Annotated in this window: 19 protein-coding genes and 1 pseudogene; 8 read left to right on the top strand and 12 right to left on the bottom strand. The window is 62.5% G+C overall.

Annotated elements, in window-relative coordinates; all coding sequences use genetic code 11:
• Window positions 1-9 precede the first annotated feature (9 nt).
• Entirely contained in the window at window positions 10-1,188 is a 1,179-nt protein-coding gene (locus K6T12_RS13540; RefSeq protein WP_222223384.1) for an HD-GYP domain-containing protein, read from the top strand.
• 887 nt (window positions 1,189-2,075) lie between these two features.
• Here K6T12_RS13540 and K6T12_RS13535 read toward each other — a convergent pair.
• From K6T12_RS13535 to pqqA, 8 genes and pseudogenes are all read right to left on the bottom strand, one after another.
• A complete protein-coding gene (locus tag K6T12_RS13535) occupies window positions 2,076-2,450 on the bottom strand; it encodes a hypothetical protein (protein WP_222223383.1) in 375 nt (124 codons plus the stop codon).
• Between the two features lie 140 nt (window positions 2,451-2,590).
• Window positions 2,591-3,187 (bottom strand): annotated as a pseudogene (locus K6T12_RS13530) (S9 family peptidase); the annotation flags it as partial.
• Between the two features lie 15 nt (window positions 3,188-3,202).
• Complete coding sequence (locus K6T12_RS13525) at window positions 3,203-4,501, bottom strand: hypothetical protein (protein ID WP_222223379.1); 1,299 nt, start codon at window positions 4,499-4,501, stop codon at window positions 3,203-3,205.
• Between the two features lies 1 nt (window position 4,502).
• Complete coding sequence (pqqE, locus tag K6T12_RS13520; RefSeq protein WP_222223377.1) at window positions 4,503-5,663, bottom strand: pyrroloquinoline quinone biosynthesis protein PqqE; 1,161 nt, start codon at window positions 5,661-5,663, stop codon at window positions 4,503-4,505.
• 102 nt (window positions 5,664-5,765) lie between these two features.
• Window positions 5,766-6,035 carry a pyrroloquinoline quinone biosynthesis peptide chaperone PqqD gene (pqqD, locus tag K6T12_RS13515; RefSeq protein ID WP_222223375.1) on the bottom strand — a complete coding sequence of 90 codons (270 nt, stop codon included), beginning with the start codon at window positions 6,033-6,035 and terminating at the stop codon, window positions 5,766-5,768.
• Window positions 6,032-6,787: a pyrroloquinoline-quinone synthase PqqC gene (gene pqqC, locus K6T12_RS13510; RefSeq protein ID WP_222223373.1), complete on the bottom strand. Its 756-nt coding sequence runs from the start codon at window positions 6,785-6,787 to the stop codon at window positions 6,032-6,034. Before pqqC ends, pqqD begins: the two co-directional genes overlap by 4 nt.
• A 25-nt stretch (window positions 6,788-6,812) precedes the next feature.
• Window positions 6,813-7,733, bottom strand: coding sequence for a pyrroloquinoline quinone biosynthesis protein PqqB (gene pqqB, locus K6T12_RS13505; protein WP_222223371.1), 921 nt, complete (start codon window positions 7,731-7,733; stop codon window positions 6,813-6,815).
• Window positions 7,734-7,846: 113 nt separating this feature from the next.
• Entirely contained in the window at window positions 7,847-7,918 is a 72-nt protein-coding gene (gene pqqA / locus K6T12_RS13500) for a pyrroloquinoline quinone precursor peptide PqqA (RefSeq protein WP_222223414.1), read from the bottom strand.
• Between the two features lie 203 nt (window positions 7,919-8,121).
• On the opposite strand from pqqA, the gene K6T12_RS13495 reads away from it, so the two are divergent.
• The 3 genes from K6T12_RS13495 (at window position 8,122) to K6T12_RS13485 (ending at window position 10,703) form a co-directional block, all read left to right on the top strand.
• Window positions 8,122-9,339, top strand: a complete 1,218-nt coding sequence (locus K6T12_RS13495; RefSeq protein ID WP_222223369.1) for an EAL domain-containing protein — start codon at window positions 8,122-8,124, stop codon at window positions 9,337-9,339.
• 153 nt (window positions 9,340-9,492) lie between these two features.
• A complete protein-coding gene (gene efpL, locus K6T12_RS13490; protein ID WP_222223367.1) occupies window positions 9,493-10,059 on the top strand; it encodes an elongation factor P-like protein EfpL in 567 nt (188 codons plus the stop codon).
• A gap of 98 nt (window positions 10,060-10,157) precedes the next feature.
• Window positions 10,158-10,703, top strand: coding sequence for a retropepsin-like aspartic protease family protein (locus K6T12_RS13485; RefSeq protein ID WP_222223365.1), 546 nt, complete (start codon window positions 10,158-10,160; stop codon window positions 10,701-10,703).
• Between the two features lie 1,070 nt (window positions 10,704-11,773).
• Here the strand turns inward: K6T12_RS13485 and K6T12_RS13480 are convergent.
• Window positions 11,774-13,897: a tRNA(Met) cytidine acetyltransferase TmcA gene (locus K6T12_RS13480; protein ID WP_222223363.1), complete on the bottom strand. Its 2,124-nt coding sequence runs from the start codon at window positions 13,895-13,897 to the stop codon at window positions 11,774-11,776.
• A 152-nt stretch (window positions 13,898-14,049) separates the two neighbouring features.
• Window positions 14,050-14,979, bottom strand: a complete 930-nt coding sequence (locus K6T12_RS13475) for an AEC family transporter (protein ID WP_222223361.1) — start codon at window positions 14,977-14,979, stop codon at window positions 14,050-14,052.
• Window positions 14,980-15,400: 421 nt separating this feature from the next.
• On the opposite strand from K6T12_RS13475, the gene K6T12_RS13470 reads away from it, so the two are divergent.
• From K6T12_RS13470 to K6T12_RS13455, 4 genes are all read left to right on the top strand, one after another.
• On the top strand, window positions 15,401-15,706 hold the full coding sequence (locus K6T12_RS13470; RefSeq protein WP_222223359.1) for a hypothetical protein: 306 nt from the start codon (window positions 15,401-15,403) through the stop codon (window positions 15,704-15,706).
• A 370-nt stretch (window positions 15,707-16,076) separates the two neighbouring features.
• Window positions 16,077-17,054 (top strand): ABC transporter substrate-binding protein, encoded by a 978-nt coding sequence (locus tag K6T12_RS13465; RefSeq protein ID WP_222223357.1) that lies wholly within the window; start codon window positions 16,077-16,079, stop codon window positions 17,052-17,054.
• Between the two features lie 42 nt (window positions 17,055-17,096).
• A complete protein-coding gene (locus K6T12_RS13460; RefSeq protein WP_222223355.1) occupies window positions 17,097-17,957 on the top strand; it encodes an ABC transporter permease in 861 nt (286 codons plus the stop codon).
• On the top strand, window positions 17,957-19,123 hold the full coding sequence (locus K6T12_RS13455; RefSeq protein WP_222223353.1) for a quaternary amine ABC transporter ATP-binding protein: 1,167 nt from the start codon (window positions 17,957-17,959) through the stop codon (window positions 19,121-19,123). Before K6T12_RS13460 ends, K6T12_RS13455 begins: the two co-directional genes overlap by 1 nt.
• 177 nt (window positions 19,124-19,300) lie before the next feature.
• Here K6T12_RS13455 and K6T12_RS13450 read toward each other — a convergent pair whose 3' ends face one another.
• Window positions 19,301-19,804 (bottom strand): MarR family winged helix-turn-helix transcriptional regulator, encoded by a 504-nt coding sequence (locus tag K6T12_RS13450; protein ID WP_222223351.1) that lies wholly within the window; start codon window positions 19,802-19,804, stop codon window positions 19,301-19,303.
• A 354-nt stretch (window positions 19,805-20,158) separates the two neighbouring features.
• Window positions 20,159-21,580 (bottom strand): aspartate kinase, encoded by a 1,422-nt coding sequence (locus K6T12_RS13445; protein ID WP_222223349.1) that lies wholly within the window; start codon window positions 21,578-21,580, stop codon window positions 20,159-20,161.
• Window positions 21,581-21,617: the final 37 nt, after the last annotated feature.

Raw genomic sequence — 21,617 nt, 5'->3', positions numbered from 1 at the left:
GCGATCACCATGAACCCGGCCCCGCTCTCGCACGTTGAAGAACTCCTCAAGCGCAGCGATCTGCGGGTCGGCGCGCCCCTGCCCTGGCCGGTCTATGACCGCAACGGCAGCCTGCTGTTGCGCCAGGGCAGCGTGATCAAGAACCCGCAACAAGTCGACCGGTTGCTGGCCAACCGGGCCCACCGGCTGGTGCAGCGCGCCGAGATGATCCCCGCGATCGAAACACCCGCCGAAGAGGATAACCCGCTACTGACCACCGTTGAACTGGTGCGGATTCTGCTGAACCGTCTGCAGGCGGCCTACGAGGTGGTGGAGGATGCTAACGACCGCTCCTTCACCCGCCGCATCATGCAATTAGTGTTCGATATCCAGGGTGTCTGCGAAGAAAATGCCGACGCCATGCTCGGTACCATGCAACTGAGCCTAGACGCGCCGCACGGTCTGGCCCACCCGCTGCATGCGGCGATCCTCTGCGAAGTGGCCAGCAAACGGCTCGGCCGTGGTCCGCTGGACCGTTTTCCGATCATCGCCGCGGCACTGACCCACGATATCGGCATGTTCCAGATACAGGAGCAGCTGCACACGCAGCAGAGCCCGCTGACGCCGGAACAGGAGCACATCATCAAGGCCCATCCGCGCCGCGCCTACGAGCTGCTGAAAAAGCAGGGCGTCACCGAGGAGCGCTGGCTGGAGCCGGTGCTGCATCATCATGAACGGATCGACGGCAGTGGCTACCCGGACCAACTGAGCGGCGACCAGATCAGCTACGAATGCCGGTTGATGTCGATCGCCGACTGCTACTCGGCGATGATCCGGCCGCGCGCCTACCGCAACCGGGTGCTGCCCAAGGAGGCGTTGCGGGAGCTGTTCCAGCAGCGCGGCAACACCATCGACGCAGAGTTGGCCCAGCTGTTCATCAAGGAGCTCGGCATCTTCTCGCCCGGCAGCATGGTGCTGCTGGACAGCGGCGCACTGGGGGTGGTGTCCGGCCGCACCCGCGACCTCACCCATCCGGAGCTGACGCTGCTGACCACCCCGGAGGGTCAATACCTGAACCGCCCCAAGCAGATCCTTGCCGGCAGCCCCGGCTGCAGTATCAAGGGCGTGGTCTGCCCGCAGCAGAACCGTGACCTGATGGCCAACCTGGACAAGATCTGGCCGCCGATGTCACCAATCGCCGATCTGTAACCGAGGCTGCAGCCGGGCGGATTCAGTCGTAAGCAGCCATATCCGCGAGTCAGTGCCAACTTCGGTCGCTCTCGGAGCGAGCTGCTACGGATCACCCAAAAGCACCCCTTGTAGGAGGGGCTTCAGCCGCGACCAATCAGACCTTAAAACCACTACCGTATTCGGTCGCTCTCGGAGCGGGCTGCTGCGGATCACCAGGTCCCCCTCCCCTATAGCAGCGGGACACTCCGAATAAACCGGCACCGTGCCGGGCTATCCGGTTCGGCCAGCTGCTTGCCGCTTGCAACTTCCTCATGTAGCAGCGGGCTCTGACCGCGACAAGGTTGCCGTAGTCCGTGGATGTCGCCCTCGGAGCCGGCTGCTACGGATCACCCAAAATCCCCCCTTGTAGGAGGGGCTTCAGCCGCGACCAGTCAGACCTTAAAACCACTACCGTATTCGGTCGCTCTCGGAGCGGGCTGCTACGGATCACCAGGTCCCCTCCCCTATAGCAGCGGGGCACCCCGAATCAACCGGCACCGTGCCGGTCTATCCGGTTCGGCCAGCTGCTTGCCGCTTGAAGATTGCCGCTTGCCGCTTCCTCATGTAGCAGCGGGCCCTGACCGCGACAAGGTTGCCGTAGTCGGCGGATGTCGCCCTCGGAGCCGGCTGCTGCGGATCACCCAAAATCCCCCCTTGTAGGAGGGGCTTCAGCCGCGACCAATCAGACCTTAAAACCACTACCGTATTCGGTCGCTCGCGGCAGCCACGGGCATAACAAAGCGAGCTGCGACGGATCGTTCGGCAACCTACGCTGATGGGAGCGGCTACGGCTGAGCCGGCTCAGGTGACGGGGTCATTCGAAAAAGAAACACCGGGGCATGATGCACCCCGGTATCGGGCGGGTTTCAGTAACGATAGTCGCTATCATGGGTCGAGATCAGCTGGCCCTTGGCCAACGACACCATCAGCGCCGAGATCCGCTCGTGCATGATCACCGTGTGCCGGTTGTCGCTCTGCTGCATATGCTGGCGCAGCTGCTCACGCACCGCCGGCACGCCGGTCACGTCGATCAGGATATCGACCTGTTCGCCCAACTCCAGCAGATCGGCCATCCGGCTGGTGGTGCGGATATTGTGGGCGCGGGCCAGCTCGATGCCCGGCGCGTCCGTCTTCAGGTCGGCAATGCCGACGATCTCGACGAACTCAGCCGACATCAGTTGATGCAACAGTTCGATCGCCGCGTGACCACCGCCGATAATGCCGATTGAAAATCCCTTCATGATTGCCTCCTCAATATGCGCTGCAACACAGACCTGTGCGAAGTGCACAGCTTCCCAACCCGTTGCGGCCCAAACAACCATTCAAGTTCGGCAAATGTAATCCGGTTGTCACAGATCAATCGGCGGCCTGACAGGCGCTGTCAGCCGTTGTCCAGCGCCCGACGATAGAACGCCAGCTCCTCCTCCAGCACCAGCTGCTGGTTCTGCGGCTTACGGAAACCGTGCTGCTCACCGACGAAAAGATGGTAGCTGACCTCTACGCCATTGGCCTTCAATGCAGCCACCATCGCCTCGGTCTGCTGCAGCGGCACCACCGGGTCATCCATCCCCTGGAAGAAGATCACCGGGCAGCGGATCCGGTCGGCGCTGTTGAGCGGCGAACGCTGGCTGTAATGCTCGGCCTGTTGCTGCGGCGTACCGATCAGCCAGTCCAGGTAGCGCGATTCAAACTTATGTGTGTGCTCGCGCAATTTCAGCAGATCGGACACGCCGTAAAGGCTGGCGCCGGCGCGGAAGCGGTCGTGGCCGGCCAGCGCCGCCAGGGTGGTAAAGCCGCCGGCACTGTGACCACGGATAAACACCTGCTGCGGGTCGATCAGCCGCTGCTCGGCCAGATGGTCGATCAGCGCCGCCGCATCGGCCACGTCGGTCACCCCCCAGTTGTGCTTCAGACGTAACCGGTAGGCCCGACCATAGCCGGTGCTGCCGCGGTAGTTGAGGTCGGCCACCGCAAAGCCGCGCTGGGTCCAGTACTAGATCATCGGGCTCAGCACCGGATAGCTGGCGGCGGTCGGTCCGCCATGCAATACGATCAACAGCGGCGGCAGACTGTCGGAACCATTAATCCGGCCGTTGCCTGGCGGGTAGAAAAAGGCGTAGGCCCGCTCCCGTGGACCAACCGGAAAGCTGAGATGTTCCGGCCGAGACACGCCATCGGCCGGCAGCAGCCTGCCGCCACCGCTGATCACCCGGCAGCGACCGTCGTCGAGCGAGACCTGCAGGATCGCCGGTAAACGGGTTTCCGAACCGGCCACGCAATAGAGCTTGCCCGCCGCCGCCACCGGCCAGCGGAAATGGCTGTAGTCTTCGGCCAACCGACGGCATTGGCCGGAGTTATGGTGCAGCAAGAGCCCCCGCCCGTCGGCCTGGCCGCAGCCGATCCAGTCCTCAGCATCGCCCAGGCAGACCGTGCGCTGGCCCAGCTGCCAGGGCGCGGCGGCGTACTCAATATCTTCGGCCGCATCGCCTTCGAGCAACCGTTGAACTTCGACGGTGGAGGAACCGGCCGAAGCGCCTTCGGGATAACGATAAAGCGCCCACCAGTTGTCGCGATCACTAATCGCGTAGAGCTGTCCGGTCCGGTCGAACATCGGTTGGGTCAGCGCCTGCGGTTGCTGCTGACCGGCCACCAGCTGAATATCGAACAGGCGACCGGCCTGGTCGATTCGCGCGCGATAAAGCAGTGTGCGGGTCCAGGGCTGGTCGGGATGATCCCAGCTGACCCAGGCCAACTGACGACCGTCATCGGACAGCACCGGCGCGCCGTAGAAATCATGCTGCTGGTGCAGCACCTCGACCGCGCCACTGTGGCCGCTGACCGCCACCAGTCGATTGACCACCCCGCTGTCCCGATGCAGTTCCTCGACCGCCAACAGACGGCTCCGCTGCCGATCCCAGCAGGGTGCGGCAAAGCGGCTCTGGGTTTCGTGACTGGCCGGATGGGGTGTGCCGCCCAGCCGTGACTGGCGCCAGAGCTGCTGATCGCGGCTGTTGACGAAGTACAGCTGTTCGCCGGCCAGGCACCAGCTCAGCCCGCCATACTCATGCACCCGGCTGCAGACACTGAAATCCTCCGGCGTCAGGCTCTGGATATGCTGTGTTTCGGGCAGGTAACGGCAGAGCACATTACGGCCGCCTTCAGCCGGTCGGTACTCCAGCCAGTACAGGCTGCCATCGGCGGCCAGCTCCAGCTGGCCGTACTCCTTCAGCCCCTGCACCGCGTCGGCGGCGGAGAAATCGGTGGGCCAGAAGCCATGGCGCGCTTCGGGCAAATCAGCCCTTGTAGAAGACACGGGAATTACGCTCGTTGCGGTAGATGAACTCACTCTCTATTGAGCCTAGTTCAGCCTGACGGCGAGCAGAGACAATCTGGTCATGGTGCGGCGACTTGCTGCAGACCGGGTCGGTGGCGGCGGCATCGCCGGTCATCATGAAGGCCTGGCAGCGGCAGCCGCCGAAATCCTTCTCCTTCTCATCGCAGGAGCGGCAGGGCTCCTGCATCCAGTCGTCGCCGCGGAAATGGTTGAAGCCGGTGGAACGGTGCCAGATCTGTTCGAGACTCTGCTCACGGACATTGGGAAACTCGATCGGCAGCATCCGCGCACTGTGGCACGGCAGCGCGGTGCCGTCCGGTGTCACGGTCAGGAACACCTGGCCCCAGCCGTTCATGCAGCCCTTGGGGCGCTCCTCGTAATAGTCGGGGGTGACGAAGATCAGCTGGATCGGGTTGCCCTCGGCGGCCAGCTTGTCGCGGTACTCGTTGGTGATCCGCTCGGCCCGTTCCAGCTGGGCGCGGGTCGGCAACAGCTGCTGGCGGTTCTCGTACGCCCAGCCGTAGTACTGGCAGGTGGCCAGCTCGACATAGTCGGCCTGCAGTTCCACGCAGAGTTCGATGATCCGGTCGATCCGGTCGATATTGTGGCGGTGGGTGACAAAGTTCAGCACCATCGGGTAGCCCTGCGCCTTCACTTCGCGGGCGATACGCAGTTTCTGCTCGAACGCCTTCTTGGAGCCGGACAGCATCGCGTTGACCTCGTCGTCGGCGGCCTGGAAGCTGACCTGGATATGGTCCAGCCCGGCTTCACGGAACTCGGCCACCTTGCGCTCGTTGAGGCCGACGCCGGAGGTGATCAGGTTGGAGTAGTAGCCCAGCTGACGCGCCTCGCGGATCAGCTCGATCAGGTCCTGCCGTACCAGCGGTTCGCCGCCGGAGAAACCCAGCTGCACCGCGCCCAGTTCGCGGCCCTGGCGGAACACCTCGATCCACTCGGCGGTGCTCAGCTCGCCGTCATGGCCGGCGAAGTCCAGCGGGTTGGAGCAGTACGGGCACTGCAGCGGACATTTGTAGGTCAGCTCGGCCAGCAGCCAGAACGGCTGACCGTGGCTCGGCACCGCCTCGAGCGACGGCGCGCCATTGCAGGATGATCCGGCCATCACGCTACCTCTTTTTTTAATTTCTTTTCTAATCTGTTGGCAGGCCAGGTTCCGCCCTACGGGAAAGGCAGGGCGCCATCTGGGGCGCCAACGGAGCCAGACCTACAGTTGAACCCAGTTCTGCTGCGCCGCCTCGGCCAGGAACTCGAGGATATCGCCATCGATCCCTTCGGCCTCGGGAAATTTCAGCGCCAGCTCGGCGATGATCCGCTCCACCGGGCGCTGGCCGTCGACCCGCGCCAGGATCTCACCGGCCGGACCGTTCAGCCGCACCATCCCCTCCGGATAGAGCAGTACATGGGCCTGCTGGGCCGGCTCCCATTGCAGCCGGAACATCGGGTTCAGGCTCGGTACGCTCGCTTGATCGATCATCGTAACAGCCCCTTATGGTAGACCCGCTCGCGGGTCACGGTATGGTATGGCGGCCGTTCCAGCTCGTAGGCCATCGACATCGCATCGAGCATGCTCCAGAGCACATCCAGCTTGAACTGCAGGATCTCCAGCATCCGCTCCTGCTGCTCGCGGGTCTGGTAGTGGTCCAGGGTGATCTGCAGGCCGTGCACCACGTCTCGGCGCGCCTCGGTCAGCCGGTTGCGGAAGTACTGGTAGCCCTCGGCGTCAATCCAGGGATAGTGGCCCGGCCATGTATCCAGCCGCGACTGGTGGATGGTCGGCGCGAACAGTTCGGTCAGCGAGGAGCTGGCCGCCTCCTGCCAGGTGGCACGGCGGGCAAAGTTGACATAGGCATCGACCGCGAAGCGCACCCCCGGCAATACGTGCTCCTGGGAGAGCATCTCGTCGCGGTTCAGGCCGACCGCCTCGCCGAGCCGCAGCCAGGCTTCGATGCCGCCCTCGGCACCGTCGTAGCCGTCGTGGTCCAGCACCCGCTGCACCCAGTGGCGGCGCACATCGCGGTCCGGACAGTTGGCCATGATGGCGGCATCCTTCACCGGGATCATCACCTGATAGTAGAAGCGGTTGGCGACCCAGCCCTGGATCTGCTGGCGGGTCGAATGCCCCTGATACATCGCCACATGGTAGGGGTGGTGGATATGGTACAGCTCGCCCTTGGCGCGCAGTGCGGCTTCGAACTGCTCGCGGCTCATCGGTTGTGCGGTGCTCATCGGCTCTCTCCTGCTCATCTGCCCGTCAAAGCTCGATCGACATACCGTCGTAGGCCACCTCGATGCCGTGCGCGTGCAATTCGGCGCGCTCGGCGGAGTCCTCATCGAGAATCGGGTTGGTGTTGTTGATATGGATCAGCACCTTGCGCGGCTTGGCCAGCGTATCCAGGTACTCGATCATGCCACCCTCGCCGGACTGCGGCAGATGCCCCATCGCGGTGCCGAGTTTGTCGCCGACACCACTGTGGATCAACTCGTCCTCGCGCCAGATGGTGCCGTCGACCAGCAGCAGGTCGGCGGACTCCATCAGCGGCCGCAGGTGGGGTTCGATCCGGCCAAGACCGGGTGCATAGAACAGGGTTTTGCCGCTGCGCCGGTCCGCCACCAGCAGGCCGATATTGTCGCCCGGATGGGGGTCGTTGCGGTGCGGCGAGTACGGCGGTGCGCTGGAGCGCAGCGGTACCGCGGTCAGGCTCAACTCGGGCGCCTGCGGGATGCTGAAGCGGTTGGCACCCGGCTCGATCGGGATGCGGTTCCACTGCAGGCCGCCGTTCCAGTGCTCGAGCATGTTGAACACCGGGAAGCCGGAGCTCAAGTCCTGATGAACCATCTCGGTACACCAGACCTGATGCGGACAGCCCTCGCGCAGCATCAGCAGACCGGTGCAATGGTCGATCTGGCTATCCATCAGCACGATGGCGGCGATACCGGTATCGCGGATCGCCCGGCCCGGCTGCATCGGCGCGAAGCTTTCCAGCTGGGCGCGGATATCGGGCGAGGCGTTGAACAGAATCCAGTCCTCGCCGTTGGCGCTGATGGCGATGGAGGATTGGGTGCGGGGCTGGGCGTTAAGGGTGCCTTCACGCACACCACGGCAGTTGGCGCAGTTACAGTTCCACTGCGGGAAACCGCCGCCGGCGGCTGAGCCTAAAACCTGTATTTTCATTATTATTCTGGCCATTTGCGGGCCGCGTCCTGCGGCACTGCACGCCGTCCTGGCGTAAGTTGCTGCTGGCGGGGCCGGTCCGGCCGTGATCCGACCGGGCCAGCCTGGCCGTGTTAGCGGTTGGCGAAGTACATGGTGACTTCGAAACCGATCCGCAGGTTCTGATAAGCCGGCTTAGTCCACATAGTGCATTCCTCTTGTTGTTGTCGATGAATCGAGTGGAACTTCGATGATAGAAATCGGCCGGTAGGGCCAATATGGTACTTTAGAACGAAATGGCTGCTGATTTGGTCGCATAACGCAGCAAATTCGCTCAATCGCCGAGCTGGCCCGCGCTTTGCTTTCTCCTGACAACCCCGTTTCGGGACAACCGATTTCAGGAGCGACTATGGACCTCAAGCTGATCCCCCACTACCAGCCGATCATCGAAACCGCCAGCGGCCGGATCCGGGGCTACGAAGCATTGGCACGGATGCGCGACATGACCGGCAAGGTGGTGTCGGCCGGCGGGCTGTTCACCGACCCGACCCTGGCCGCCACAGAGCGCCGCGAGCTGGACCGGCAGATCCGCCGCCAGGCGCTGGCGATCCTGCCCGAGCTGCCGGACGACAGCTTTATCAGCATCAATATCTCACCGGAGTGGCTGAATCACCTGGATTCGCTCGATCACCTGCCGACGCTGGAGATGATCCTGCAGAGCGGCGGCAGGCCGGAGCAGGTGGTGATCGAGATCACCGAACTGGCGGCCGATCTCGACCGGCTGCAGCGGCTGGTCGAGCGCTACCGCAGCGCCGGCATGCGGATCGCCATCGACGATTTCGGCAGTGGTTTCTCTCAGCTGGATCGGGTGGCGGCGCTGCAGCCGGATATCATCAAACTGGATATGCAGCTGCTCAAAAATGGTGCATCGGGGGGCGACAGCACCACCATCGTGCAGATGATCGGCGAACTGGGCAACCGGCTCGGTGCCAGCCTGCTGTGCGAAGGGGTGGAAACCGAGCAGGAGCTGTTCTTCGCACTCAGCTGCAACGCCTCCTACCTGCAGGGCTACCTGTTCGAACGGGCACTGCCGAACCCGATCCCGGCCGACAGTAAACGGGCGATGATGGCCCGGCTGTTGGACCACCACCTGGACCTGGCGCTGGAGAGCACCTCGCGGCTGCACTGGCGGCGCGAACGGATCCAGGCGGAGCTGATCGCATTGCGCGAGCTGCTGCTCAGCCGTGACAAGCAGGTCAGCCTGACCGACTATATCGCCACTCCCAACCTGTTGCGCTTCTATATCTGCGACCGGCGCGGCCGGCAGATCTCGCCGAACTACGAGAATCACAACGGCCACTGGCTGATCGACAACCGCCACCTGGGCTACAACTGGAGCTGGCGGCCCTACTTCTTCCAGCTGCTCGGCCAGCCGGAACAGTCACGCCGACTGGTCACCTCCTCCCCCTATCTGGATATCCACAGCCGTCAGCGCTGCCTGACCTCGGCGCTGGCGCTGGACGACGACCGCATCCTGCTGGCCGACCTGCACGATGTCGACGAACTGCTCGATCCCGCCGCACCCTACCGGCTGAACTACGGCCAGCTGCTGTCCGAGATCGCCTGATCGCGTTTTTTCATATTGCCGAGTATTGCCGAAAGCTGTTCACTGGCCCCCTCTTAACCGAACAGCATACGGCCACGTTGCCGGGGGCTTACCCAGCCCCGGCACTATCCACTACAATGCCGGCCATTGCGATTGTCTGCATTGGAGAACGGCATGCCCAAGGCATCGGAACTGAAAAAAGGCAACGTGGTTGAAATCAACGACCACCGTTATATCGTCCGGCATATCGACGTGCGCAGTCCCACCTCGCGCGGCGCCAACACCCTCTACAAGGTGCGCTTCAGCCTGCTGCCCGGTGGCGGCAAGTACGAGGAGACCTTCACCGGCGACCAGGTGTTGAAAGAGGTATCGCTGGTACGGCGCCAGGTCTCTTACCTGTACCGCGAGGACGACCTGTTCACCTTCATGGATATCGAGGACTACAGCCAGTACAGTCTCAACGGCGACGCCATCGAGACGCAATTGCCCTACCTGCAGGACGGCATGGAAGGGATCACCGCGCTGCTGGTCGACGGCCAGATCCTGACCATCGAGCTGCCGAACACCCTGGTGTTCGAGATCGTCGAATGCGTACCCGGCATGCAGGCGGCCAGTGCCACCGGTCGCACCAAGCCGGCCAAGCTGAACAACGGCCTGGAGGTACAGGTACCTGAATATATGAAGACCGGCGAGAAGGTGAAGATCAACACCGAAACCGGCAAGTTCGTTTCCCGCGTCTAACGGAATCTAACGGAAATAGAGGCGACGGGAACCCTGCCGGTCGCCGCCACTCCAACCTCTCAGACTTACCGCAGGGATAGCAAGGACTGAGAACCGGCATGAATGATCCGCAACACGACGACGACCTGAAACCGATCCATATCCGCCTCGGCCGGCTGTTCTCGGTGCTGTTCTGGATTCTGCTGTTCGGCCTGCTGGTGCTGTTCTTCAACTTCCGCCAGGAGCAACAGCAGAATCCCAACCGCCACCTGAACCAGACCAGCCCGACCGGCCAGCCACTGAACGAGGTGGTGCTGGAACGCAACCGCGCCGGTCACTACGTGGCACCGGGCCGGATCAACGGTCAACCGGTCACCTTCCTGATCGATACCGGCGCCACCCATGTCAGCATTCCCGGGCCGGTCGCCAACCGGCTGATGCTGCACCGGGGCACCCCAATGCTGGCGCACACCGCCAACGGCACGGTGAAGGTCTATGCCACCCGGTTGGAGAGTATCGAACTGGGCGGCCTGCTGCTGCACAGTATCGCCGCCAGCATCAACCCGCATATGACCGGCGACACCATTCTGCTGGGCATGAGCTTTATGAAACACCTGGAGCTGGAACAGCGCGACGGCACCCTGACCCTGCGGCTACCGCTCTAGGTTGATCAAACCAAGAAGGGGAATGAAAGAAGAAGCGCCGTGGCTTTGCCTGAACGACGTTGGTCGCGGTCGGAGCCCGCTGCTACAGGGTATCATGCTTCGTCGCAGCCCGCTCTGAGGGCGACACCTGTAGACTGCGTGAGTCTGTCGCGGTCGGAGCCCGCTGCTACAGGGTTTCATGCTTCGTCACAGCCCGCTCTGAGGGCGACACCTGTGGACTGCGTGAGCCTATCGCGGTCGGAGCCCTCTGCTACCGGGTTTCATGTTTCGTCGCAGCCCGCTCTGAGGGCGACACCTGTGGACGGCGTGAATCCGTCGCGGTCGAAGCCCGCTGCTACAGGGTTTCATGCTTCGTCGCAGCCCGCTCTGAGGGCGACACCTGTGGACTGCGTAAATCTGTCGCGGTCGGAGCCCGCTGCCACAGGGTTTCATGCTTCGTCGCAGCCCGCTCCGAGGGCGACACCTGTGGACTGCGTGAATCTGTCGCGGTCGGAGCCCGCTGCTACAGGGTTTCATGCTTCGTCGCAGCCCGCTCCGAGGGCGACATCCACGAACTACGGCCATCTTGTCGCGGTCGGAGCCCGCTGCTACAGGGTTTCATGTTTCGTCGCAGCCCGCTCTGAGGGCGACACCTGTAGACTGCGTGAGTCTGTCGCGGTCGGAGCCCGCTGCTACGGGGTTTCATGCTTCGTCGCAGCCCGCTCTGAGGGCGACACCTATGGACTGCGTGAATCCGTCGCGGTCGGAGCCCGCTGCTACAGGGCTTCATGCTTCGTAGCAGCCCGCTCCGAGGGCGACACCTGTGGACTGCGTGAATCCGTCGCGGTCGGAGCCCGCTGCCACAGGGTTTCATGCTTCGTCGCAGCCCGCTCTAAGGGCGACACCTGTGGACGGCGTGAATCTGTCGCGGTCGGAGCCCGCAGCTACAGGGTTTCATGCTTCGTCGCAGCCCGCTCTGAGGGCGACACCTGTGGACTGCGTGAATCTGTCGCGGTCGGAGCCCGCTGCTACAGAGTTGGTCGCCAAATATCACCGTCATGTTTCGTGGCTTGTGAACGCTGACTTCGAAATTAAGCCTGATCCAACAGCGCCAAACAATGCGCCGCCAGTTCGCGCAACTGCTGCAGACGCCATTTCGGCTCGCCGCCCTCTCGGCCCTGCGGCAGCAACTGCTCAATCAGCAACGCCTGCAGCCGGTCATCTTCTAACGCCACCCGTTCACCAAGCAGTTGCAGCGCCAGCTTGCGCAAGGCGAAGCGGCTGCTGTCCAGGGTCCGGTTGTAGTGGGCGAAGCCTTCCAGATCGCGCCGGTCCTGTTGGTTCAGTGGCATCGCCGGCACCACACCTTGCAGCAGTTGCGGAATCAGCTCCCGCTCCAGGTCGGCCAACAGGCCGTACAGCAATTCCGGCAACTGTTCGCCGTAACGTTGGCGCAGTTGCCGTTGCAGTTGCCGGCCCGGCTCCGACAGCGCCTGCATCACCAGCACCGCATAGCTGCCGCTGACCGCATCTCGACTCAGACCGAGCCGTACCGGCTCGAAGCCAGCCTGCTGCCAGAACGGTAGCAGATCGGCGCTGGCGGCAAAGCTGGAACCCAGATAATCCAAACCATTTTGATGGCCCTGCTCGGCGATCGCCGCCAACAGCCGACCGCCGATACCGCGCCGCTGGGCCGCTGGATGCACCGCAATCCGCATCACCCGGGCGCAGCGCAGCGGCGCCGCCTCCAGCACGCCGGCTTGGGCGATCAGTGTCTGCGGCAGCAGGTGGCCGGGCGGACGCCGGTTTCCGGCCCAGACCGCCTGCGCCAGTGCTGGCTCCAGTGGCCCCTCGTCGGCCAGCAGTACGCAGCCGAGCAGCTGCCCGTCGGCTTCGGCGGCCCAGATCCGCAGGTTGGGGCTGTCCAGCAGAATGCGCAGATCGCCCGGCGTGGTGCGGTAGTGGGCCAGCACCAGCAAGCCGAACAACGCCCGTAGCCGTTCCTCATCCAGCAGCAGTTGGTCGCGATCCAGCTCGCCAAGTTGCAACACAGGTTTTGCCGCACCTTGGAACAGGGCGGCGACCGCACTGTCGTCCGCCGCTTCGGCGTCCATCAACAGGAGATCGAAGATCAGCGCTTCCAGCGGATCGCCGCTGGCCCAGCGTACCGGCTGGCTGAGGGTTATACCGCGCCAGCGCGGCGTGCGCTGGTCAAGCCGGGCCCGGAAGCGGACCGCAAAACCGCGCCCGGTGCCCTCGTAACCATGCACCGTGGAGGAGAAAACGATCCGGTTGAACTGCTCCAGCAAGCGGCCCAGCATCGGCGCCGGGATAGCCGCCGCCTCGTCCACCAGCAGTACCCGGCCATCGGACGGCTGCAGCAGCAGTTGTTCGGGCTCCAGGTAGCGCAACGCGCCCTGCTCGATACGCAGCTCGCCGCTGCCCTGCTCCGCCTGCGGCAACAGCCGGCGGGCAAAGGCGAACACCTCGCTGACCGCCTGGTAGTTCGGCGCGGTCAGCAGCACCTGCTGGCCCTGTTCCATCAGCCGGGCCGCCGCCATCCCCAGCGCAGCCGATTTGCCGCGGCCACGGTCGGCGGTGATGACCAGCGGCTGGCGACGGTTACGGGCGGTATTGAGGATCGCCGAGACCGCCCGCTGCTGATCCAGCGTCGGTTGCGGCACTTCGCTGTCGCTGTGCCGGCGCGCAGCTGCGCGCGGGGCGGTCGGCCAGTCCGGCAGCGGCTGGTGCTGCTCGACGATCAAGGTAGCGCTGTCCTGCCGCAGCAGCCGGATCAGCCGGGTGACGAACCGACGCCCCACCTGCGCGCTGCAATAGGGCGATACCGCCAGCGCCCGGTGCTCGGGGTCTTCGTACGCAGGCCAATCCGCCAGCGGCGGGCAGAGCAGAACCAGCAGGCCGCCACCACTCAAGGCACCGCTGGCCTGGCCCAACGCATTGGGGTTGAGGCCATCGAAGGCGTCGATCACCAGTTGGCTGATCGAACGGCCCAGCAGCCGCTGGGCCTGCTTACTACTGAGGCATTCGATCTCCAGCGGCGGCTGTTCGCCGAGCCAGACGCTGCCATGCGGCAGGCCGCAGGCCAGCAGCTGTTGACGGCACCAGCGGCGCTCGCCACTAAGCACCAGCAGGCGGCGATGATCGGATTGTTGGGCGTGATTGCGCAGGCAGTTGGCCAGCTGGCTCAGGGTCATAGGCAGAACGTATCGCAGACAGGACAAAGATTATCTGCCGCTATTGTAACGCAGCTGAAAGCTTGAAGCTGTAAGCGACAAGCGACAAGCGAAACCCGGCACCTGCCAGCGCTCAGCCGGAAACTGTTAACTCTGAACTGTTAACTCAAGACTCAAATCATCAGATCGATCCAGAGCGAAACGCTGACCATCGACAGCAACGTGCTGACCATCACCACCATCGCGGTTTCGCGCACATAGTGCTGATAGCGCATCGCCACCACGTGCACCAGCGCACCGGTCGGCAACGCGGTCAACAACACCGCCACCAGCAATCGGTCCGGATCCGTAATGCCAAATATCACCATCACACCGTAGGTCAGCAGCGGGTGGATCAGCAACTTCATCAGCAGCAACCAGCCCAGCTCCAGTTTGGCGATCGGCGTTTCCCGCCACTGCAGACTGGCCCCCAGGCAGAACAGTGCCACCGGCACCGCTGCCGGCGCCAGCAGTTCCAGCGTTCCCGCCACCAGCGATGGCATCGGCAGTTGCCAGGCGGCCACAAGAATCCCGCCGACCAGCGACAGGAACAATGGGCTCTGCAGTAGCGAGCGCTGCAGGATACCGCTGATCGCCCGCCAGCCCAGGCTGTCGCTGCGCAACGCCTCCATGATCACCTGGCCGCCACAGATCAGCAGGTTGCCGGTCAGGATGATCGCCAGCATCGGCCCGTAGGCGGCCTCGCCGATTACCCCGCTGATCAGCGGAATCCCCATGTAGGCGTAATTGGCGAACATCGCATTGAGGCCATGCAGTACCAGTTCTTCACCCTGGCGACGGCCCAGCAGCCAGCGGCTGCCCAGTACGGTGACCAAGACCACCAACGCGACCGCCAGCAGGAAGGCGCCTATATAGGGCAGGTCGACCAGCTTATCGATCGGCTGCCGACGGGCGGCATCGAACAGCATTGCCGGTAGCGCAAAAAAGTAAACCAGCTGGTTCAGACCGATCAGCCCCTCGGAGGTCAATACCATTCGACGGGCCAGGTAACCCAGTCCGATCAACAGAAACAACGGTACGATTACCTGAAGGCTGGCCAGCATCTTTTAATGTCCCTTAAAGTTGGCTACGGTTTGCGGGGCAATCAAACTAGCGCCCGCCGTCCCTGCCGGCAACAGGAATATCGGGCTGCAACAGTGAATTCCACTATAGATACCCGCACTGCAGAAGTGCCCCCAATCGATATGCGACCACCGTTAAAGCCATGCTTTCGACGCTGATGTCCCGGCCGAAGTCGATGCCACGCCGATCGATACAGCTAAATAAAGCGTTCATATTTGTTCCGTAGACTGACGGCCCGGTAGCAGGGCGATCGTCCATCGGCAGTGTTCATCAAGCTACCGGCTCAGGAATGGAAATGCTGATTTTGTGCAACGCACAAATAAGTGTTGACTTGGTTAAAAAACCACCTAGAATGAGCCCTATTGTGCACCGCAACAAAACATAGCTCGGGAGATGCTAACCATGAATGCCAACGTTGATTTTCAGAAGCCGTTCGAAACCGTACAGAAACTGATGAACCTGCAGGCTGAGGCGATGACCAAGGCGTTTGAGCAGCAGCAGAAATCCGGCCAGCAACTGACCTCCTTCTTCCAGAGCGAAGCTGAGAAAGCCAAGCAGCTGAAGACGCCGGAAGAGGTGATCAAGTTCAACATCGACGCCAACAAAGCGCTGTTCGAACTGCTGAAAAACCAGGGTGAAGCGTTCACCACTATCGCCAACGATGCTCGCGAAGCGGCGATGGCTGAACTGCAGAACATCACCAAGTAAGGTTAGCGGTAAGACCTCCAAGGTCTTATTTGTCAGCCCGGCAAAATCCTCGACGGTCAGTGATCGTCGAGGTTTTTTTTATCCCACCCGCCGCTGTTCCCCACCCCCGCCCCTCCCTCAGGCCCAAAGCCGCCAGCCAAGCAGCAATACCATTAGAGCTCTAAACTTAACGTTGGTAGCGCGATTTTTTTATGGCGTGCCCTATCGATTTCCCACCGGACACCACCAGCAAAAGTCGCCTACCCCCCTGGCAAACTCGCCCAAAAACAAGACATTACGGCAAGAATAAGGTTAGAATATTTTGGATTAAATCATTTGAGCCCTAATGATCAAGCCAATTTCAAGTATCTGACCAATAAGGACAACAACAATGATCAAGCACTTGATGGCAGCCGCCGCGCTGCTCTGCGCCAGCTCCAGCTGGGCCGCTTGCGAACTAGATCGCGAGGTACGCTTTGCCGGCATGAACTGGCTGTCCAACATGGTAATGGTGGATGTCGAGCGCACCATTATCGAGAAGGGGTATGGCTGCAAGACCGCGGTTGAAACCGGCGGCACCCTGCCGATGCTGACGGCGATCATCCGCGGCGATGTCGATGTAATGACCGAAGGCTGGATCAACAGCATCGAAGAGGTATTCAACAAAGGCGTGGCAGACGGCAAGGTCAAGTCGCTGGGTGATATCTATACCGGCGGCGTGGAAGCCTGGTGGATTCCGAAATACGTGGCCGACCAGAACCCGGGCCTGAAATCGGTGGCCGACCTGCCGAAATACAAGGACCTGTTCCAGGATCCGGAAGAACCGAACAAGGGCCGTCTCTATACCTGCCCGGCCGGCTGGGCCTGCGAGGTGATCAACAGCAACCTGTTCAAGGCATTCGACCTGCAGGATGACTACGTGCTGTACTCACCGGGTACCGGCGCGGCACTGAAGGCGGCGATCTCGTCGGCCATCAAGCGCAAGCGCAACGTGCTGTTCTACTACTGGACGCCGACCCCGCTGGTCGGCAAGTACGATCTGGTGAAGCTGGAGATGCCGGCCTATAACGCGGAAGGCCACACCTGCAACACTGATCCGAACTGCACCAAGCCGTACCCGGGCGCCTACCCTGCAGCCCGTATCGAAACCGCGGTCAACACCGGTTTCGCCGAACAGGCACCGCAGCTGACTGCGTTTCTCGACAAAGTGCAGGTGCCGACCGACACTGTATCCAAATTGCTGGCCTGGGCCGACGATAACGGCGCAGAGTCCGCCGAGGTGGCCGAGCACTTCCTGAAGAACTACCCGCAGCTGTGGACCCAGTGGGTGCCGGCCGACGTCGCCGACAAGGTCAAGTCCTCGCTGTAACCCGAAGGGGCGGCGCCTGAGCGCCGCCCTACTGGAGTCTTTATGTTCCCAGAACTTTTCTCGACCCGAGAACTGCGCAAATCGATCGACGGCAGCGTCGACTGGCTGGTCACCAACTACGCCGACAGCTTCGAAGCGCTGACCCAACCCTTCCTGGCCATCCTGATCTGGCTTGAACAGCTGCTGCGCGGCGCGCCCTGGTGGGCGGTAATCCTTGGCGTGGCGCTGGTCAGCTATGCCGCCAGCCGCAGCTGGCTGCTGTCGCTGGGTATGAGCGCACTGCTGTTCTTTATCGGCGCCATCGGCCTGTGGGACCAGGGGATGCAAACCCTGGCGCTGATGTTGGTCGCAACCGGCCTGTCGGTGGTGATCGGCATCCCGGTCGGTATCCTGATGGCCAGCTACGACCGGTTCCGCAAAATAATGCTGCCGGTGCTGGATATCATGCAGACCATGCCGAGCTTCGTATACCTGATCCCGGTGGTGATGCTGTTCGGCCTCGGTAAGGTGCCGGCGATCTTCGCCACCATCATCTATGCGGTACCGCCGCTGATCCGACTGACCGACCTGGGCATCCGGCTGGTCGATGCCGATGTATTGGAAGCCTCACGGGCGTTCGGCGCCAACCGCCGCCAGCAACTGTTCGGCATTCAGCTGCCGCTGGCACTGCCCAATATCATGGCGGGCATCAACCAGACCACCATGATGGCGCTGGCGATGGTGGTGATTGCGTCGATGATCGGCGCCCGCGGCCTCGGCCAGGAGGTGCTGATCGGCATCAACCGGCTGGAAGTGGGCCGTGGCCTGCTGGCCGGCCTGGCGATCGTCGCGCTGGCGATCCTGTTCGACCGTATCACCCAGTCGCTGGGTAAACGCATGTCCGTAGCACAGCAGGATTCGTGATGAAGATTCAGGTAAAAAACATTTACAAGATCTTCGGCAACAAGCCGGAGGCCCAGCTGGGCAAAGTAAAGGCGGGCATGGGCAAGGAGGCGCTGCTTGACGAGACCGGCCACACTCTCGGGCTGAACGACATCAGCCTGGATATCGAGGAGGGCCAGATCTTCGTCATCATGGGGTTGTCCGGCTCCGGCAAATCGACCCTGATCCGCCACTTCAACCGGCTGATCGAGCCGACCGACGGCCATATCATCATCAACGGCCAGGACGTGATGGCACTGCCGGAACGTGAGCTTGAGGATTTCCGCCGCCATAAGATCAGCATGGTGTTCCAGCGTTTCGGCCTGTTGCCGCACAAGTCGGTACTCGACAACACCGCCTACGGCCTGCAGATCCAGGGGGTGGGCAAGGCCGAGCGGGCCGAGAAAGCCGGCTACTGGCTGGAGCAGGTCGGCCTGAAGGGTTTCGAGGAGCAGTACCCGCACCAGCTGTCCGGCGGCATGCAGCAGCGGGTCGGGCTGGCCCGGGCGCTGACCACCGACCCGGAGATCCTGCTGATGGACGAGGCGTTTAGCGCGCTGGATCCGCTGATCCGCCGCGAGATGCAGGACCAGCTGCTGGAGCTGCAGCAGAAGCTGCACAAAACCATCGTGTTCATCACCCACGACCTGGACGAAGCGCTGCGGCTCGGCGACCGGATCGCCATCCTGCGTGACGGCGAACTGGTCCAGGTGGGCAGCCCGGAAGAGATCCTGCTGAAACCGGCCGACGATTACGTGCAGGCGTTCGTGCAGGACGTCAACCGCGCCCGCGTACTGACCGCCAGCCATGTACTGGCACCGGCCAAACTGACCGTAACCCTGAAGAGCAAGCCGCAACAGGCGGTGGAACTGCTCAAGGAGCACAGCAGCGAGTACGCCTGCGTACTGGACGGCACCCAGCTTAAAGGACTTATCACGGTATTGGATGCCCAGCGGGCACTGAACGACAACGCCGACAGCCTGGCCAACTACCTGTCCAGTGTCGAAAGCGTGCGCAGCGATACCGAACTGGAGCAGATCCTGCCGAACATCCTCAGCAACAACGGCGCACCGATCGCGGTAACCGGCAAGGATGGCGGCTTCAAAGGCTGGGTCAGCTGCGAGAAGCTGATCTCACTGGTCGCCTGATACCCTCCTCGCAAAACAAAACAGGCGCCATCCGGCGCCTGTTTTGTTTTATTTATGGCTTTAAGGCCCACATTGCCGGGCGTACTCGGAGCGCCCTTCGGGTGGCAGGTCGTCTCTGCCGCAAGCGATCGCCCCCGCAGCTGGAGTGATCGGCTTCCAGACCTGCCGTAATCAAACTTACTTCTTAACGTCGGCAGTCTCGCCCAACTGGCCGGACACCAGCAGCGGCGCCGCATCGATGGTTTCGGCATCCATCAGCTCGGCCACGCGCTGCAGCGAGGCCAGCAGCTGCATCTGCTCCCAGTCGCGCAGATGGGAGAACCGCTCGACAAACTTCTCCTGCAGCAACGGTGGTGCCGATTCGATCACCGCCATCGCCTTGTCGGTGGCAAATACGAACACCTTGCGACGGTCGCTGTCACTGCGTTCGCGCCGGACCAGCTCCCGCTGCTCCAGCCGTTTCAGGATATCGGTGATGGTCGCCTGGCTGAGACTGACCCGGCGGGCCAGCTCACCGGCCGGCATCCCCGGTGATTCGATGATCGCTTTCAGCAGCATCGTCTGCGGCCCGGTCAGGCCGTACTGGGTAGCCAGCCGCCGCGAATGCAGGTCGACCGCCCGGATAATCCGACGTAGTGATACCAGCACATCATCACAGAGTTCGGCAGAGGATTTGCTCATGATGGGATAGATCCGATTTCCTACGGCAGCCAACCGGCAGTTTCACAGCTGGCCCGGCTACCGAACAAAAAAAAACGGGGGACTCGACGCGCCCCCCTCTGTTTCAACGATGCCAGTCCTGCTGGCTGTTGGCAAGGGAACCTGTGAATAAGTCCCTTATGTTCTCTGCGGGGCTTTCGGTGGTCCGGCACCCGGGCGATCAGAGCTCTGCGTTAACGATTTACGTCCGGCCGGCGCGCCGGGGACAACCAGTACGCCTGTAATCGTTGCCTTTATGCCCTTGCGTGTGGGTATTGATCTCTGACCGCTCCGAAAGCCAGAGGCCCAAGGGACTTGTTCGCAGGTTCCCAAGCATCAGGCGGCGGCTTCGTCGGCTCGCGGCTCGATCAGCGCCTGATGCAGGGCGATGACCGCCTGTTCGTAGTCCTCTTCACTGACCACGCACTGCATCTCCACCTGGCGGATAGACTGGTGCAGCGCCTGCACGTTGATACCCGCCTCGGCCAGCGCCGACGCAGTACGCGCCAGAATCCCCTGGACCTTCATATGGGAACCGATCGCCGAAACGATGGCCAGGTTGTGCAGCTGCACCGAACCTTCCGGATACTTGTCCTCGATCAGACGGGTAGCACGATTGACCATCTTGCGGGAGCCGGACACGTAGTAGGTGATCGAGTTGGCATCGGCGTCCTTGTTGACCACGTACAGCCGCAGCTGGCGCAGCAGCGTCGAGATCTCGATATCGTAACCGGCGTCGCCGAGCATCTCCTGGTCGAAGATCTCGATGCCGAACACGTCCTTACGGCCGGCGATGATCTCCACCCGTGGCGTTTCGCTGTGGTAGTCCTGGCTGATCAGGGTACCTTCGTGCTCCGGCTCGAAGGCGTTCTTGACGCGCAACTTGACACCGTTACGGCGCAGCCCCTTGGCCGCTTTCGGATGGATCGCCTCCATGCCGAGGTTGGACAGCTGATCGGCCACGTCGTAGTTGGTGCGGCCGATGGTGCGCACGTTCTCGGAGCCGACCAGCATCGGGTCGGCCGAACTCAGGTGATACTCCTTGTGGATAATCGCCTCGTCGGCACCGGTGACGGTGGCGATCATCGAGAAGGTCATCTCGCTGTAACCGCGGTCGAAGGTCTTCATCAGCCCCTCTTGGCAGTGGGTGTAGCCGGTGGCGATCACCAGCTCCTTGTCCAGCTCGATCCCCTCGAACTGCTTGGCGATCATCTCTTCGAACGGCAGCGGCTGCTCCATGTGCCAGCCGGTCAGATCGACCAGGCGGGCATTAATACCCTCGGCCCGTAGCGCCAGCACCGAGTTGTGGGCGCTGTGCGCTTCACCGATCGACGCCAGCATCTCGCGCACCTTCAACAGGTGCTCGTCCAGCTGGAAGTGGCCGTAGGAGCAGAGGTTGTGCAGGCTCTTCATGCAATCGCGCACGTCGTTCAGCCGGGCGATGACGAACTGATCGGCGGCGTGCAGCTCGAACTCGGTGTCGAACAGCTCGGCGTTGATCTCCTGCATCCGCACCTGAACCTGGTTCAGCGCCTCCACCCAGGCCTCTTCGCTCTCGGCATTGGCGAAGCGGGCGTAGACACCGGGCTCGCCGGTCTTCTTGTGCTCCAGCAGCATGTTGGTAATACCGCCATACGCCGATACCACGAAGATTCGGTTATACAGCTGATCCCCGGTGCGTTTGCCGACCAGGATGTTGTCCATCAACTCACGGAAGCGGCTCATCGAAGTGCCGCCGATCTTCTCGACTGTATGCATTGCGATTCCAGTTGCTCACTGCTGTGCCGCCCGGCGC

The sequence above is a fragment of the Marinobacterium arenosum genome, from assembly GCF_019795155.1.
Lineage (GTDB): Bacteria > Pseudomonadota > Gammaproteobacteria > Pseudomonadales > Balneatricaceae > Marinobacterium_C > Marinobacterium_C arenosum.
This window is presented reverse-complemented; position numbering and strand designations above follow the sequence as displayed.